The following is a 15,528-nucleotide window of genomic DNA, read 5'->3' on the forward strand; positions in this document are numbered from 1 at the left end:
TAGGGTTTGTTGTATTGCGGTGCAAATTTAGTTAATTAAGGCCTAAAAAAAAAGCGGCAATTGCTGCCGCTTCAAATAAAATTATTTTATCGTTATCTAATTTACAATTAGCTTTTTGGTTGTTGATTTTCCTTCCTTTGTTACGGTAACCAAATAAAATCCTTTTTGAAGATTATTTACAGCCGCTGCAGCTGTGTTATTGTATTCTTTTTCAAAAACTTTTTGTCCCGAAACTGAAAATATGATAACGTCGTGTTTGTCGTTAGCATTTTCAAAATTGATTTTTACCGTTCCATTAGAAGGATTAGGATAAATCGCAAAACTTTCTTTTTCTAATTCATCCACTGTAAGTATTGTGTTGCAACTCCAAGACAGGTCATCAAATCGTACTCGATTAGAAGTAGAGCTATTTCCAGTTATGCTGATTACTACGTTTCCAGTTACATTAATTCCAGAAATAGTTGTTGTAGTTGAAGTAGCACTATAGGGAATTGTTCCTACTTCAGTTCCATTTACGTTGAGTTTAAATGTTCCTGCCGTTCCAGTAAAAATAAGTTGAGTAGTAACCGTTAAATCTTTGATTCCATTAGCCACAGAAGAGGACGTAAGTGAACCATTTCTGATAGTGATTGCTCTAGAATTTAAAGTTTGGTCGGTTCTTGCATCGGTTGCCGTCCAAGTGATTCCTGCATTAGTCCAGGTTTGAGTGGCATAAGAAGTAGCATTGGCGGGAATGGTTTGAAAATCTTCAGAAGCACAAGCGGTTGTTCCAGCGGCAGGCGCTTTCGTAGTTCCAGTTACAGAAGCACTCGCTACAGAAGAATTTCTATCAGCGTCTCTAGCAATTAAATAAAAGGTATAAGTTGTCTCAGCTGCTAAACCAGTGATGGTTGTGGTTACCCCAGTTACTGAAGTTTTTAAAGTACCATTTACATATACATCATAGCCTGTAACTCCCACATTATCTGTTGAAGCAGTCCAAGTTAAAGTTGCAGAATTGGTCGTAGTTTCGGTTACTACTAGATTAGTTGGAGCAGTTGGAGCTTCAGTATCAACGGTACCTGATTTCCAAATTTCGGTTACATAGGTTGGGTTGTCAATGAAGGGATTTCTATTGTTTTGTCTGGCATATATGGCGTTGTTTCTTGCAATTTCCCTTGCGCTTACGGGGTCTTGATTATGCCAAGCTAATAATTGATTTAAAAAAGCAGTGGTAAAAACTTGATTGCTGGTATTGTTGAACATTGCATAGTTGTAGCCCGCTACTGTATTTTCATAACGGGTAGCAAAATAAAAATACATTCTAGCAATATCTCCTTTGAATTCATCGATGGGCTCAAAAACAAGTCCACTATAACCTGCTGTTGTGCTTGTTCCCAGTTTGCTTCCATTTAAGGTAGTTTGTGAAGGCGTTACAACTACAGAATGCGGATAGTTAGAACGGATTCCGTTAACTTTTCCATCGGTTGGCGTAATGAAATGCGCATCAGAAACCATTGGTGAAAGCTCATTAAAAACGGATTGCGGAATAATGTGTTCTCTGTTATAACAATCACCTTCGTTGGTATAATTTCCACATCTTTGAGTAGCTGCAATGCTGTAGTTATAAGGGTCTGTTCCTGCAGGATTTTCAGAATACATATCTAAAACGGAACCGTCTTTTTCGAAAAAATTGTCAATATCAGAAGTTTGATAGGTGACATATAACCCTGCATAATCAATAACAGTATGGTCTTTAATAATGTTGTATAATTGAGTTTTTAGCGTGTAGCCTGTACCCGTTGCGGTCGAATAGTATCCAGCTGGAGCTTGGGCAAAACTCACTGAAAAGAGTACTACTAATAGTAGGGAGTAGATTTGTTTCATAATTTGAAATTTGATTAAAAAATTCCAACAAACTTACTTCACATCCTTAGCTACTATGTAATCAAATCATTAAATAAATGCTATTTTTCTTATAGAAGGTTTTTTGCTATTTTATTTTTTCGGAAACGCTTTGCTTTGATAAGCACCCAAATCAGGAGGCAAGGTTCTGCTTGTTCCTAAAATGTCCAATGGAATTAAATAACTAGTATTCCCTTTGGCAAAAGCCGCCGAAGTATTGTCAATGTTGAGTTGGTTCTGATTTACTTTGAAAAATTTAGGATCTTTGTTTAAAATTATCCCACTGTAGTGTGTAGCATCCGTCTCAAATTGGTACAAAGGGTCATTTGTAAATGAATTACTGCTATTGTTGAATTTAAGCAAACAATGATTGAATTGATAATTGAAAATCGAAGTAGCTTTTTTATTCAACAACATTTCATTGGAATAAGAACCGTAGATGATACAGTTATTAAAAGTAGCTTGCGTCAAATCTTTAGACTCAGGAACGGCGCCAGTAATAAAATTGCTGACCAAAACTGCGACTTGTGAAGAACTGTTCCAATTGTTATTGAAAGTAGAATGTGTAAAATGATAGTCTCCACCATACAAACAAGCTAAACTCGCTACACCTGCATTGTTTATTACTATATTTTCGCCTACTATTTTCCCAGTTTGAGCTAGAATGCCGTAGTTGCTAGAATTATAGATTTGAGTATTTTTTAGTTGTACTGTTGTTCCATCGTTATTTTGAATCAAAAGTCCGATGGTTGCATTTTTTAAAGTCAAATGGTTGATGCGGTTATTGGTGCTTCCGTTGGTCAGCCATAACGCTCCCCATTGTCCTGCAACATCAGAAAATCCGGGCTCTAAACGATCGCCTTCAAAAACGACTTCATTTTCTAAAGCTTTTGTGGTCGAGGTGGTTCCGTTGATTTGAATACTTCCTTGATTGGCTACAATCAATCCAGAATTAGCGTGAAAATGCACTCGAGCACCTGCATCAAAAACTGCTGTTTTTCCAGAAGGAACTGCGGCATAACCATAAATCACATAGGGTTTTGTTTTGGTAAAATGCAACTCATTGCCATTGATTGGGTCATTTTCGTCCAAATAAAAACCTTCGACTTTTTCGCTTCCAATAGGTAGAGTTTCAGTCGTGCCATCTGCGAATCGCTGTGGATAAAGAAAAATAACATCTTGTATTAAAGTAACCAATTCAACCGTTTGCAAATTGGCACCACTATCAAATTGAATTTTATCCGTATACAAAAAATCAGTAGGGTTAGCATCAGCGATACTTGCTGTGGTTTCTATGAAAATATATAAGCTATCTTTGGCTAGCAACGTAATGTCTTTGAAGATTTTACCTGCTGTTCCTTGCTGTCCGTCTACGGTCATTCTGTATTTCGAATTGAGTCCTTTTTCAAATTGAATAATCGGAATATTGATGTCGTTTTTACTTTTATTGTAGACTTTTAGTTGGTACGTACTTGAACCAATGTTGGTAAAAACCGTGTCTAAATACACCGTATCCTTAGAAAATTTCAAATCACCTGTGCTAGCCACAGTTTCAAAATCAGCTCGGCAAGAAGCCAGAAGCAGTATAATTCCAAGAATAAATACGGTAGCAATGGAGCGCATTTCTTATTTTTTTTTTGGTAAAAATAACGATTAATTAGAATATGCCATCGCAAATCCTACAAATTTGATGGTTATGGCTGTTGCCTTTAAATCTAGTCAATTATACTAAAAAACAGTGATTGGTTTGTACTGACCAATTAGTTCGCTTATTTTTACGGGAAATATACTGACAATGGAAATAGACAAAGAAAAAATGCTCCAATTTTGCAATGACTTTTCGAAGAATACGTTGATGGAGACCTTAAATATAGAATATATAGATGCTGGCGAAGGTTTTTTGGTGGCCAAAATGCCAGTCAATTCCACAGTACATCAGCCTATGGGATTGTTGCACGGTGGTGCTTCAGTGGCTTTGGCAGAAAGCGTTGGGAGTGCGGCTTCCCACTTTTTTATCAATCCTAAAGAGCAAGAAGTTCGCGGGATTGAAATCTCGGCCAATCATCTAAAAAGCATACGCGAAGGAGTAGTTTTCGGCACCGCCAAAATTATTCATAAAGGTAAAACCGTACATTTATGGGAAATAAAAATCACCGACGAAGCCGGAAATTTGATTTCCTTATGTAAATTGACCAATATGGTTTTGCAAAAAAAGCCTTAATTATTTACGAACCATAAAATTGCGGTTATGATTGATTTTTTTATAAAAGTACAGCAGCAAATTGCCTTAAACTTACCTTTCGTTATCTATCACAAACCTAATAAGAGTAAGTTAATAGGCTTTTTTCAAAAAAATGACCACTTGTTTTTCGTAGATGATTTTAAAGAAAGTGGATTTGTTTTTTCACCTTTCAATGGGAATCAGATGATTTTGATTCCACTCAAGGAGTCTGTTAAATGGGAAACGATTGTGCCAACCGTTGACTTTGAAGAAACAAAAGGTACTTCTTCAGATGAAAATCAGGAGGCGAAAAATCATTTTTTAGCACTAATTGAAAAAGGAGTCGAAACGATTAAAAAAGGAATTTTTGATAAAGTAGTTTTGTCTCGACAAGAAGAAGTTAATGTATCTAATTTTGATGTTGTTACTACTTTCGAAAAATTAATTGCTTTGTATCCTACTGCTTTTACGTATTGTTGGTTTCATCCCAAAATAGGGCTTTGGATGGGGGCTACACCTGAACGATTGTTGAAAGCGAACAAATCTAAGTTTTACACCACTGCTTTGGCTGGAACGCAAATTTTTGACCCTAAAAAACGAACGGCAGTTTGGGGAAATAAGGAACAAAAAGAGCAACAATATGTTACGGATTCTATTTTAGATAGTCTTAAAAACCATACTTCTGAGATTGTACTTTCGAGTCCTTACACAATTCAAGCAGGAAAGTTACTACATATCAACACAGATATCGAAGGCGTACTAAAACGAAGTTCGAGTTTGAAAGAAGTGGTTTCGGTTTTGCATCCAACTCCCGCCGTTTGCGGATTACCCAAGCAGCAAGCCAAAGATTTTATTTTGGCTAATGAAGGCTATGACCGTAGTTATTATACTGGTTTTTTGGGTGAGCTAAATGTAAAAGGAGATTATTTGAATAAACCAAAATCTCATTTATTTGTAAATTTGCGTTGTATGCAAATTAAGCAAAGTGAAGACAAATCCGATACAGCAAAAGCGTATTTATATATGGGTTGCGGCATTACTTTAGAAAGTATTCCAGAGAAAGAATGGGAGGAAAGTGTCAACAAATCGATGACGATGAAAAGGGTCTTAGACAAAATGGAACAATAGCTTGATGAGGAGCAGCAACAAAAGGCTTCTTAGCCAGTAATAGTCCCGCTGTCCGTTATATCTTTGCCTTTCTAAAGAAAAAAGGCAAAGGATGCCACTTCCATCGGGGCTAGAGAGCAACAAAGTGATTTTTTGGGTTCCGTTTTGTGAGTCGTTATTTGGGTAAAAGAGAAAATTTTAATCATACAAAGTCAACAACAGTCTTAGCTGTTTAATTTTTTAAATATATGAAACTAGATATATTAGCTTTTGGTGCCCATCCAGACGACGTAGAGTTGGGCTGCGCAGGCACTATTTTAAAAGAAGTCGCTTTAGGAAAAAAAGTAGGCATCGTAGATTTGACAAGAGGGGAGTTGGGCACACGTGGTTCAGCCGAAATTAGAGACAAAGAAGCCGCAGCTGCTGCTGCAATTTTAGGAGTTTCAGTACGCGAGAATTTAGCGTTTCGAGATGGCTTTTTTGTAAATGACGAAGCACACCAACTCGAAATCATAAAAATGATTCGCAAATACCAACCCGAAATCGTGTTGTGTAATGCTGTTGATGACCGTCATATCGACCATCCCAAAGGAAGCCAACTGGTTTCGGATGCGTGTTTTTTATCAGGATTGATTCGGATTGCGACCAGTTTAGATGGCGAAGGACAAAAAGCGTGGCGTCCCAAAGTAGTATACCATTATATGCAATGGAAAAACATTGTGCCAGATTTCGTAGTCGATATTACGGGTTATGTGGAGCAAAAAACAGCGGCTATTTTGGCCTATAGTTCTCAGTTTTACGACCCCAATTCTAAAGAACCCGAATCACCGATTTCGAGTAAAAACTTTTTGGAAAGCTTGAATTATCGTTCCCGAGATTTAGGACGTTTAACAGGACTCGAACACGCCGAAGGTTTTACTGCCGAAAGGTATTTGGCTGTCAATAGCTTAAGTGATTTGAAGTAAAATTCTAGTATTTTTTTTGAAAAAATCTTTGCAGAAGCAAACAATTGTTCTATATTTGCAACCGCTAAGCAAAATGGTGGTTGTAGCTCAGCTGGTTAGAGTAGCGGTTTGTGGTGCCGCGGGTCGCCGGTTCGAACCCGGTCAGCCACCCAAAATAAAAAGCCTTGAAGAAATTCAAGGCTTTTTTTGTGGTTTGTAGTGAAGGCTTTGCTTTTAGGGAAGTGTTTTTTAGTATTTCCTCAAATTTATTTGCCTCCAGATTTATCTGGAGGAATTAAATTAGCATTGGGTCCAAATTGGCTTTAGCTAAAATTATTATAGATTTTGGCTAAAGCCGAATAAGAAACTCATTTTAATGAATGGGCTAAAGCCCATTCCTATTGAAACTTTGCAAATAAATAGCATTCTAAATTGGATTAGTAGAGTGTTATTTTCTCATATTTAATTGCCTCCAGATTTATCTGGAGGAATTCAATTAGCATTTGCTCCAAATTGGCTTTAGCCGAAATTATTATAGATTTTGGCTAAAGCCGAATAAGAAACTCACTTTAATGAATGGGCTAAAGCCCATTCCTATTGAAAAATTTCAAATAAATAGCAGGGAGACATTTGCCCCTAAAGAATTACAAATCGAAACTATAATCGCGGCAGGTCGGAGATATTCTAACAACTGGTTCAACGAATTAGTCAGTCTTTGTGAAGTGGATAATTAAAATATCGTTTTAATTATCCAATTACTCTTTTGTCTTTTGCAACAAATTTAGCAAAAGCTAATAATGCCCCTGTTATCATTATATTCCTGAAAAAGTTCACCATTTCTAATTCTTTTTCTCTTGCTAAATCAGCAGTCATATTTTCACTTCCTAATTCATTTCCCATTGCTCTAGGTAAATGAACCAAAACAGCCATTAAAATAACATACAAAGCCATTAGAGAATAAGCTAATTTGTCGTATTTGCCAATAACAGCACTTATAATAAACAATAGAATACACACCAAAGTGAAGTAGTTCCAAAAAAGTGGAAATGGAATGTAGTCAGGCACAAATGAAGCCCCAACATCAGGTTTGCCAAGGTGCAAGCCCACGTAAAGTAAAAAAGAGATTGGAAAAATGTATTTTCCTAAATTTAAAATCTTGTCCATTGTAATGAGGTTTAATTTGTTGGAAACGGTATAAGTGGTCTTATTTCTACCGAACTGTTTGGATATTTAAAAATTGGGCAAGTCTTACTCCATTCTTGCACTTCTTCTAAATTGTCAGATTTACAGATTAAAAAACCTGAAACCAAAACACTATCTGATTCTTTGTGAGGACCAACTTTAACGATATTGTTAGTTACAATTGAGGCGTCATAATGAACTGGCGCTGTATGAACCAATTTTCCTTGCATTGCGATATTGCCAATCCAAGATTGCCATTTGGGCATATCTTCGGCCATATCTTGTGAAGTTGCCAAGTACCCATTGTCGGCACTTGCGTTTCGAAATAATAATAAATACTCTGTCATTTTTTGAAAGTTTAATTGTTAATAATGATTCAAATTTCAGCAATTAAACTTCCGTGAATGATGACAAAAGTCGATGTTTTATAATTTGGTTTTAAGTCGGCTAAAAACGTCTTTGTTGATGCCTAAATAGGAAGCAATTAGTTTGCTTGAAAGTCTTGTCATTAGCAAAGGGCGGTATTCCATTAACCACTTTATCCTTTCCAATGCTGTCAAAGCAACAAAAGTGTTAATGCGATAAACGGAGTTCGCATAAGATGCTTCAAGGATTTGTTTGTAAACTTTGTCAAACTGCGGAACGGTCTCCATCATTGTTTGAAACGATTGTCTGTCAATTGCAAAAAGTTCACAGGGCTCAACTGTTCTAATATTTTCTGTTGCAGGCTTGCCGCTTCCAAAACTTAAAAGTTCAGAACACCAATTGTCTTCAATTACAATGTCCCTAGTGGTTTCGTTGAAGTCTTTGTCGTAAACATAAATCTGCAAACATCCTTTGGCAATAAAGTAAACGTATTGACAAGGTTCGCCTTGTTGTAAAAGCTGCTCGTTTCTTTTCGTTTTAATGTGTTTGAAAGAAGAAAGAACCTTGTCTAAATTGGCAATGTCGTTTCCAAGCCTGCTAGTTATATGGTTGCGTAAAACTTCTATCATTTCTTGTTTCTCTTTTTATGTTTGAAAGGTGGTTAGTTGCATAGAGGCAGTAAACTTTCTCTCAATACAACTAGAAGGTTCGTTTCGCTTTGTTTTTTCTCTCAAATCATCAAAAATGTTTCCTTTTAGCCCCGACAGCAGCGGCATCCTTTGCTTTTTTTCTTTAGAAAAGCAAAGATATAGCGGATGGCAGGACCTATGCTGGCAAAAAAGCCTGTTTTTCCTGCTCCTTAGGAGGCAACTATTGTAAAGGTTTGTCTACTACGATGCGTTCGGGTCTGTTGGCCAATTCCCAAGCCATAGCAAAGGCCAATTGGGTTCTTTTGGCTAGGGCATCAAACTCGATTTTACTGACTTCATCGGTTTTTTTATGGTAGTCTTCGTGTACGCCATTGAACAAAAATACCGACGGAATGCCATTTTTGGCGAAGTTGTAATGGTCGGAACGCTCATAAAAATGATTGGGATCCTTCTTGTCGTTGTATTTGAAATCCAAATCCAATTTGGTGTATTTTTCGTTGGCTGCCACAGTGATTTCGTGTAGTTGACTCGACAATCTATCGGCACCAATGACATAAACGTAATTGTTGGTTTTGGGATGGTCGAAATCGCGACGTCCAATCATGTCAATATTGATGTCGGCAATGGTATTTTTTAAAGGAAATAATGGGTTTTTGGCATAATAACGAGAACCGTGCAAGCCGTGTTCTTCGCCTGTTACATGCAAAATTAAGATGGAACGTTTAGGCCCGTGACCTTGTTTTTTTGCCAGTTGAAAGGCTTGTGCGATTTCTAAAAGTGCCACGGTTCCTGAGCCATCGTCGTCGGCACCGTTGTAAACGTCACCATTTTTAACGCCAACATGGTCGTAATGGGCAGAAATGACCAAGATTTCCTCTGGTTTTTCAGTCCCCTTGATGAATGCCCAAATGTTTTCGGAATCATTGAGTTTTGATCCGTAACGGGTGTTCATGAACTCGGCGGGTACTTTTTGGTAATAGTCGGTAGCACCATCGGGAAACGAAATGCCATTTTTTTTGTATTGTTCGATGAGATAACGACCGGCTTTTTTTTGGCCTTCGGTTCCTGTGTCACGTCCTTCCATTTCGTCGGATGCCACGATAGTCAGGTGTTTTTTTAGGTCGGTTTGGGTAATGGTAGCCAGGTATTTTTGTATAGGAGCTGCTTTGGTTTTGTTTTGTGCCGTACATGAAAGGCAAACAAGTACAGCGCATACTAGTGCTTTTTGAATCATTTTTTAAGGATTTTATTTAACGCAAATTCAAATTATTTTAGGGGATGTAGTGGGTTAGTATGGCCACTAATGCATTAATTTAATTAACCGCAAATTCGCAAATTATTTTTTCGTTGGTATAGTTTCAATTTGCAAATTTGCGGTTGTTTTTCTATAGCTTTAGAGTGAATTTTTTTGCTTTGAATTTCTATCAATTTTCGAATTTGCGGTTAACTTTTTTATTTTTTTAAAATTTCGTTTAAGAAAAGTTGCATGTGTTCGAAGGAACGTTTTGCAGCTTTTTCATTGTAAGCAGCTCCTTTGGAGTTGTCGTTTCCTGCGTTTGGATCGGTAAAGGAGTGCACGGCATTGGCATAATAAATCATTTCCCAATCGGCTTTGGCATCGCGCATTTCTTGTTGAAAGGCTGCAATTTCTTCTTTGGGTACAAAGGGATCATCGGCACCGTGACAAGCTAAAACTTTAGCTTGGATTGGAGCAGTGGCACGGGCTGCATCTTTACCTAAGCCGCCGTGAAAGGATACCACTCCTTTGATGTTCATATTGCCTCTTGCAGCTTCTAAAGCGCCTGTTCCTCCAAAGCAAAAACCAATAACGGCAATATTATCAGCATTAGCGCCAGATTGAATGAGTTGTGCCAAGGCTAGGCTAATTCTTTTTTGATACAAATCGGTGTTCTTTTTGTAATAACCTGCATTTTTCCCAGCTTCGGTATTGTCTTTTGGGTAGTTTCCTTCGCCGTAAATATCAGCAATAAAGGCGTGGTACCCTAGATTTGATAATTCGATAGCGGTTTGTTTGGAATGGTCATCAATACCTTTCCACGCGGGAAGAATCAGGATTCCTGGTTTTTGGCTGCTTTTTTTCTTGGGTTGAATAGCAAAGCCGTTTAGTTTTTGATTGCCATCTTGATAAGAAATGGCTTTTAATTGGGCATTACTTGATAGACTACAAAATAGTAGCGTTAAGAATAGGACAGTTATATTTCTCATAGGGTTAGTTTTTAACAAATATCAGTAATATTACTCAAAAAAAATACCCTCGTGAAAAATTTACGAGGGCATTTGAATTATCGATTGGGATTACTCACCAGGATGATAGGTTTTCTCAGCATTTTTTTGGACGTCATCTTTGTAGAATAAAACGTCTTTGAATTGAGCGTTTTGATACATTTTGGCTTGGTCAAAAAAGTGTTTCGAGTTAGGGTCTCCTGAATTTCCTCCTGCCAATAAAGACTTGGCTTTTATTTTTGGACCAAATTCAACCGCGCAAATAAAGCTGTTACCGTTGTAACCATAGCGTTTTTTGCTGTTGTTTTGATACGAACTTTTGAAAGCAGGTAAACTTCCCCACAATACAGAAGCGGTGCCCATAGCTAAGCTTTCTTGGTTGTCGTCATAGGTTAAATCTATGTCTCCCGATGGACGTTGAAAACGGTTAATGTCTCCCCACGGAATTTCCCATTTTCCAAATTTAGTTCGCAGTTCTTGTATAACTTCTCGCAATTGTGGTAACATATCATCAATGCCAGCAGTTTTGGCAAACTCGGACATATTCTCTACTTGGTCTTTTTCACCTTCGTCAATGTAGACTTTTTGCAAAATTGGATTCAATTTGAACGCCCATTCATTGGCCAAGGTAGTCGCCACAGAATTTACATTCGAATAATAATTCCAATTTTTCAACACTTGAATAGGAGCTTCTAAATCTTTGAATTTGGGTTCTTGGGCTTGAGCGTCTTTTTCAAAATTGGCAATCAAAGCAGGAAGTAACACTTCAAAAGCTGATAATTTGGTGTCGTAACCATCTGCAATCAAATTGTCTAAGGTGTATTTTTTGTCTTGGCTAAAAATACGAACGGCATTGATTCCTCTAAAGTTTTCCCCGTCAGGCGCCATATAAGGCAAATAGTTGGATTCTTTTGGGCTGTTGTTACCTGCTACAGAATAGGGCGTGGAGTTGCAATTTTGGAGCCATCCGTTACTAGGGTTGTACAAATGCACGATTTCAGATACTGGATGCAAACCTTTCCATTGGGTTTTGGATGTGGTTCCATCGACTACTTTTGCCCAATTGAGGCTTTTGTCGCGCATCGGAATAAAGTTCCCGTGCCAATAGGCAATGTTCCCTTTGTTGTCTGCATACACAGTATTGTTAGACGTGTTGGCTTTTAAATCCATCGCTTTTTGATAGTCCTTGAAATCCTTTGATTTGGTTCTCACCCAACTTTGGACCAAACTTTCCATATTGCGGTTTTTGGATTTCAAGCTGATCCATTTTCCGTCTCGCTTAGCCATAATCGGACCGTGAATCGTAAAATACGTCTTGATGGTTTTGGAGGCCAATTGTCCTTTATCTAAATATTTAAGAACGATATTTTTTTCTTTTACTGGCAATAATTTTCCATCGTATTCATAAAAAAGTTTACCTTTTTGCTCAACTATTTTTTCTGCATACATATCGGCTACATCTACATTCGAAGACGTATGCATCCAGCCACAGTTTTCATTAAAACCTTGGTAAATAAAAAATTGTCCCCAAGTCACGGCTCCGTAGGCATTCAATCCTTCTTGGCTGCTGATTTGGATTTCGGGTCTGAAATAAAAAGTTGTGTGTGGATTGATGTACAAAAGCGCATTTCCCGAAGTTGATTTTGAAGGTGCAATGGCAAATCCATTAGAACCCGTTTGTACATTTACATCTCGTTCTACATAAGCTACTTTGTCGTTATTGCCAGAGTAAAAAGCTTTCAATTCACCAGTAGTTAAGTCGGCGGTGCTAATCGCGCCAATACTGCCGTCGGTCCAAAGCAAAGGAAACCAAGGTTCAAAACGAGTCAGCAATAATGGTTTTACTTCAGGATGCTTGTACAAGTAATAGTTGATGGCATCGGCATAACTGTTCATTAATTTTTTGAGCCAAGGCGCCGCTTTTTTGTAATCGGCTTTGGCTTCTTCAGCGTCAATAAGTAAACGGGTTTCTAAATCGTTGTACAAAACGCCAGCGCCTTTTACTTCGGCCAAACGTCCTAACTTATCGATATAGTTCATTTCGACACGCTTAAAGTCGTCTTCGCATTGCGCGTACAACATACCAAAAACGGCATCAGCATCGGTCTTGCCGTATACGTGAGCAATGCCCCAATTGTCTCTGATGATGGTGACTTGTTTGGCTTGTTGCTCCATTCGTTTTATTTCTGAAGCAGTTAATTGTTGTGCCCAAATCGAAGTCATTGGACTCAATAGTAGCATCCAAACAATCGCCCAATAGTGTTGTGTTTTCATTTTATTGAATATTAAATTTTTGACCTTCAATCAAAACGCTCATCTCTAAAGATTTGATGCTAACGAGATGATTCTTTGGAGCTTTCTTGATTTCTTTAGGATTTTTAACCACGATGACTTCGCTTTCGCCTACGACTTCTATGTTTTTGTCTCTCACGACAATGCCGGTACTTTCGTCAATTCCAATTCCAACGTGATTTGGAAAATCGACTAAGCCTGTCAGTAAGCGATTGTAACGACTTCTTTTTAGAAAATGCTGGTCAATAATTACGTTTTTTACTAAGCCCAAACCTGAGTTGATTTCAAGATTGTCATAACGGATATTATCAAAAGTTTCGGTGTATTTGGTTTCTAATTTTTGGTTGCCAGTAATCATATTTTCGCACATCACAGCTGCACCAGCACTAGTTCCTGCAATAGTACTGCCGTTTTGATGCGCTTTGTGAATGGCATCATAAATCGGAGTTCCGCGAACTACTCCCATAAAACGGGTTTGATCTCCACCGCTTATGAAGATGAGTTTGGCTTTTTGAAGCGAATCGGTAAGAACTTTATTTTGACTGCTGGTTTTGTCAAAATTGAGCATCACGATAGGATGTGGGGTTAATTTACTTAATTGTTTTTTGAAATAAATATAGGCACTATCAGGTTCTTCACTGGACATTGGAAGCACTACAATAAAATCTTTGGTTTTTAAATCAGCTACTTTTAGCATTTGATTCATCAATACATCAGAGCGTTTTCCGCCACCAATGATGAATAATTTTCCTTTGTTTTTTTGAGCTTCAACTATAGTGGTTGATAGTAAAAGTAGGGTAATAAAAAGCTGGTTTAGTCTTACTTTTGGCAATTGCATAATAAATGGTATTAATAGTGAAAAAGTATTCAGAATGGGTTGATGTTACTTCGTTTATTCTATAGAAAGAACACCATCAGTAACATACATATTTTTAGAAGTTCCGCCAGAAATAGTGCTCCAATTGGTCAAATCAAAAGAACCATTTCCAGTTTCTTTACCTGTGATTAAGTAGGCTTGAATGGCTTTTTTATTGTTTATCCAATTGAGCTTGCTGCCTGCTACACATTTCTCAGGTTTTTCACTACTAGCTTTCAAAAAATAAGCAAAACCAGTTCCATAAACTACCGCTTTGCCGTTTTCGTCAATACAAACGGCTGTTTCTTCTTGCACTCCAATACCTTTGGGTTGTTGCCAGTTAAATTCAGTAGCTAAACGTGCTAGAAAAGTGATTTGTCTGCCTTTTCTATCAGGGTTGTTATAATGGGTGTCGGTAATTGTATTTTTAAGAAAAGGATTGTTGATAAAATCACTTTTTGCTAAAGTCATTTTTAAGTCAAAAGGATTCAATAAAGCTTCCTCAGAAGTAATAGTATTGTTTTCAGCGGTAAAAACGGCTTCACCCATAATGGCGCAACCTGCGCTAGTTCCTCCAACGGGTACTTTTTTTACATTAATTAGGTAATTAAGCGCCTCTTCAACGGGAGTGTTTCTCCAAAAGCGAATATAATTGGCTTGATCTCCACCAGCAATGAATAGCATTTCAGCTTCTTTGATACGTTCAGCTACTTTTGGATTGTTGGCAAGTTCGGCACTGTTTATAAGTAAGGTTTCAACAGAATTTACTTGGCGGATGCCATTTACTTTTACTAAATCGTATAAGTATTGATTGTAACCTGTTGCCCCTGATGCTCTAATGATTACTACATCTCCTCCGATGCTTTTGTTGATCATCCATTTCATTGCACTGTCTACATCAGTAGAACCTCCCATTAAAACTGTCCCAGCACTAGTCGTTACTGTAACATCTTTTGGGTCTCCCACGATTCCTATCGAAGAGGGGATAGGAGTGTAGGTAGTAGGGGTTGGAGTTGGTTTTTCGGATTCGTTAGAATCACTACTACAAGCCAGTAAACTGAATGATAAAAGAAAAGAAGAAGCTAGTAAAACGCCATTTTTGGTTGGTTTGGTTAGAAAATCAGGGAACATTATTTAGTGGTTTATAAGGTTACATTGCGCTTAAAGGCACAACCTAACTCGATTATAGAATCGGTTTTGGCTATACCCGGAATGTTATCTATTTTTTCATACAGCAATTTTCTCATATGTTCGTGATCTTTTGCAATCAACTTTATATATAAGGTGAAGGAGCCGGTAATAAAATAACATTCGGTTATTTCTGGAATTTCTTTCAATTCGTCAATAACTCTTTTTGAATCGGCATCTTTATTTAAGGTAATACCGGTAAAAGCACCCCAGTCATAACCAATTTTTTTCTCGTTAATTACAGGTTTGATTCCAGTAATTACACCTTGGTCAATTAATCGGTTGATTCGTTGATGCACCATCGTATTCGAAATTTTGAGACTAGTGGCAATAGCAGAAAAAGCCATTCTACCATCTTTCTCTAATTCCTTAATAATATTGATGTCAAATTCGTCTAATACTTCCATTTTTAAATGTATTTTTAAGTTAAAATCACTTTTTATTTCATTTATAAAAGTAATTATTTTTATTTCATTTCAAAATTAAAGTATTAATTCGATTTCAAAAATAACAAAATGACTTTAATAAGTGCAAAAAAAACAAAAAAATATTTTTTTAAAGAAAAAAATGAGTCAAAATTTACTTTTTTTAGAA

14 protein-coding genes and 1 tRNA gene are annotated in these 15,528 nt (G+C 37.2%); 4 read left to right on the forward strand and 11 right to left on the reverse strand.

Annotation, left to right across the window (positions count from 1 at the left end):
- Positions 1 to 96: 96 nt before the first annotated feature.
- Positions 97 to 1,866: an endonuclease gene (locus tag FLAVO9AF_RS06895; protein WP_159686204.1), complete on the reverse strand. Its 1,770-nt coding sequence runs from the start codon at positions 1,864 to 1,866 to the stop codon at positions 97 to 99.
- Between the two features lie 111 nt (positions 1,867 to 1,977).
- Entirely contained in the window at positions 1,978 to 3,507 is a 1,530-nt protein-coding gene (locus FLAVO9AF_RS06900) for a hypothetical protein (RefSeq protein ID WP_159686206.1), read from the reverse strand.
- A 172-nt stretch (positions 3,508 to 3,679) separates the two neighbouring features.
- On the opposite strand from FLAVO9AF_RS06900, the gene FLAVO9AF_RS06905 reads away from it, so the two are divergent.
- The 4 genes from FLAVO9AF_RS06905 to FLAVO9AF_RS06920 all read left to right on the forward strand — a co-directional run bounded on the left by FLAVO9AF_RS06905 (position 3,680) and on the right by FLAVO9AF_RS06920 (position 6,327).
- A complete protein-coding gene (locus FLAVO9AF_RS06905) occupies positions 3,680 to 4,105 on the forward strand; it encodes a PaaI family thioesterase (protein WP_159686209.1) in 426 nt (141 codons plus the stop codon).
- A gap of 27 nt (positions 4,106 to 4,132) precedes the next feature.
- Complete coding sequence (locus FLAVO9AF_RS06910) at positions 4,133 to 5,233, forward strand: isochorismate synthase (protein ID WP_159686211.1); 1,101 nt, start codon at positions 4,133 to 4,135, stop codon at positions 5,231 to 5,233.
- A gap of 227 nt (positions 5,234 to 5,460) precedes the next feature.
- A complete protein-coding gene (gene bshB1, locus FLAVO9AF_RS06915; RefSeq protein WP_159686215.1) occupies positions 5,461 to 6,177 on the forward strand; it encodes a bacillithiol biosynthesis deacetylase BshB1 in 717 nt (238 codons plus the stop codon).
- A gap of 76 nt (positions 6,178 to 6,253) precedes the next feature.
- A tRNA-His gene (locus FLAVO9AF_RS06920) sits at positions 6,254 to 6,327 on the forward strand.
- A 576-nt stretch (positions 6,328 to 6,903) separates the two neighbouring features.
- Here FLAVO9AF_RS06920 and FLAVO9AF_RS06925 read toward each other — a convergent pair.
- The 9 genes from FLAVO9AF_RS06925 to FLAVO9AF_RS06965 all read right to left on the reverse strand — a co-directional run bounded on the left by FLAVO9AF_RS06925 (position 6,904) and on the right by FLAVO9AF_RS06965 (position 15,341).
- On the reverse strand, positions 6,904 to 7,320 hold the full coding sequence (locus FLAVO9AF_RS06925) for a hypothetical protein (protein ID WP_159686217.1): 417 nt from the start codon (positions 7,318 to 7,320) through the stop codon (positions 6,904 to 6,906).
- 11 nt (positions 7,321 to 7,331) lie between these two features.
- On the reverse strand, positions 7,332 to 7,685 hold the full coding sequence (locus FLAVO9AF_RS06930) for a YciI family protein (RefSeq protein ID WP_159686220.1): 354 nt from the start codon (positions 7,683 to 7,685) through the stop codon (positions 7,332 to 7,334).
- Between the two features lie 78 nt (positions 7,686 to 7,763).
- Complete coding sequence (locus tag FLAVO9AF_RS06935) at positions 7,764 to 8,333, reverse strand: Crp/Fnr family transcriptional regulator (protein ID WP_159686223.1); 570 nt, start codon at positions 8,331 to 8,333, stop codon at positions 7,764 to 7,766.
- Positions 8,334 to 8,574: 241 nt separating this feature from the next.
- Positions 8,575 to 9,588: a M28 family metallopeptidase gene (locus FLAVO9AF_RS06940; RefSeq protein WP_159686226.1), complete on the reverse strand. Its 1,014-nt coding sequence runs from the start codon at positions 9,586 to 9,588 to the stop codon at positions 8,575 to 8,577.
- Between the two features lie 218 nt (positions 9,589 to 9,806).
- The gene (locus tag FLAVO9AF_RS06945) at positions 9,807 to 10,580 is read right to left on the reverse strand and encodes a dienelactone hydrolase family protein (protein ID WP_159686229.1); all 774 of its coding nucleotides are present in this window, start codon (positions 10,578 to 10,580) and stop codon (positions 9,807 to 9,809) included.
- Positions 10,581 to 10,670: 90 nt separating this feature from the next.
- A complete protein-coding gene (locus FLAVO9AF_RS06950) occupies positions 10,671 to 12,872 on the reverse strand; it encodes a penicillin acylase family protein (RefSeq protein ID WP_159686232.1) in 2,202 nt (733 codons plus the stop codon).
- A gap of 1 nt (position 12,873) precedes the next feature.
- Positions 12,874 to 13,728: a cyanophycinase gene (locus FLAVO9AF_RS06955; protein ID WP_159686235.1), complete on the reverse strand. Its 855-nt coding sequence runs from the start codon at positions 13,726 to 13,728 to the stop codon at positions 12,874 to 12,876.
- A 54-nt stretch (positions 13,729 to 13,782) separates the two neighbouring features.
- Positions 13,783 to 14,877, reverse strand: a complete 1,095-nt coding sequence (locus FLAVO9AF_RS06960; RefSeq protein WP_159686238.1) for a cyanophycinase — start codon at positions 14,875 to 14,877, stop codon at positions 13,783 to 13,785.
- 11 nt (positions 14,878 to 14,888) lie between these two features.
- On the reverse strand, positions 14,889 to 15,341 hold the full coding sequence (locus FLAVO9AF_RS06965) for an Lrp/AsnC family transcriptional regulator (protein ID WP_159686241.1): 453 nt from the start codon (positions 15,339 to 15,341) through the stop codon (positions 14,889 to 14,891).
- Positions 15,342 to 15,528: the final 187 nt, after the last annotated feature.

It is taken from the genome of Flavobacterium sp. 9R (assembly GCF_902506345.1).
GTDB lineage: Bacteria > Bacteroidota > Bacteroidia > Flavobacteriales > Flavobacteriaceae > Flavobacterium.

Coding starts and splice junctions, on each gene's coding strand:
- FLAVO9AF_RS06960 (WP_159686238.1), bottom strand. CDS start 14,877: ATGTTCCCTGATTTTCTAACCAAACCAACCAAAAATGGCGTTTTACTA.
- FLAVO9AF_RS06930 (WP_159686220.1), bottom strand. CDS start 7,685: ATGACAGAGTATTTATTATTATTTCGAAACGCAAGTGCCGACAATGGG.
- FLAVO9AF_RS06945 (WP_159686229.1), bottom strand. CDS start 10,580: ATGAGAAATATAACTGTCCTATTCTTAACGCTACTATTTTGTAGTCTA.
- FLAVO9AF_RS06900 (WP_159686206.1), bottom strand. CDS start 3,507: ATGCGCTCCATTGCTACCGTATTTATTCTTGGAATTATACTGCTTCTG.
- FLAVO9AF_RS06895 (WP_159686204.1), bottom strand. CDS start 1,866: ATGAAACAAATCTACTCCCTACTATTAGTAGTACTCTTTTCAGTGAGT.
- FLAVO9AF_RS06925 (WP_159686217.1), bottom strand. CDS start 7,320: ATGGACAAGATTTTAAATTTAGGAAAATACATTTTTCCAATCTCTTTT.
- FLAVO9AF_RS06940 (WP_159686226.1), bottom strand. CDS start 9,588: ATGATTCAAAAAGCACTAGTATGCGCTGTACTTGTTTGCCTTTCATGT.
- bshB1 (WP_159686215.1), top strand. CDS start 5,461: ATGAAACTAGATATATTAGCTTTTGGTGCCCATCCAGACGACGTAGAG.
- FLAVO9AF_RS06965 (WP_159686241.1), bottom strand. CDS start 15,341: ATGGAAGTATTAGACGAATTTGACATCAATATTATTAAGGAATTAGAG.
- FLAVO9AF_RS06910 (WP_159686211.1), top strand. CDS start 4,133: ATGATTGATTTTTTTATAAAAGTACAGCAGCAAATTGCCTTAAACTTA.
- FLAVO9AF_RS06935 (WP_159686223.1), bottom strand. CDS start 8,333: ATGATAGAAGTTTTACGCAACCATATAACTAGCAGGCTTGGAAACGAC.
- FLAVO9AF_RS06955 (WP_159686235.1), bottom strand. CDS start 13,728: ATGCAATTGCCAAAAGTAAGACTAAACCAGCTTTTTATTACCCTACTT.
- FLAVO9AF_RS06905 (WP_159686209.1), top strand. CDS start 3,680: ATGGAAATAGACAAAGAAAAAATGCTCCAATTTTGCAATGACTTTTCG.
- FLAVO9AF_RS06950 (WP_159686232.1), bottom strand. CDS start 12,872: ATGAAAACACAACACTATTGGGCGATTGTTTGGATGCTACTATTGAGT.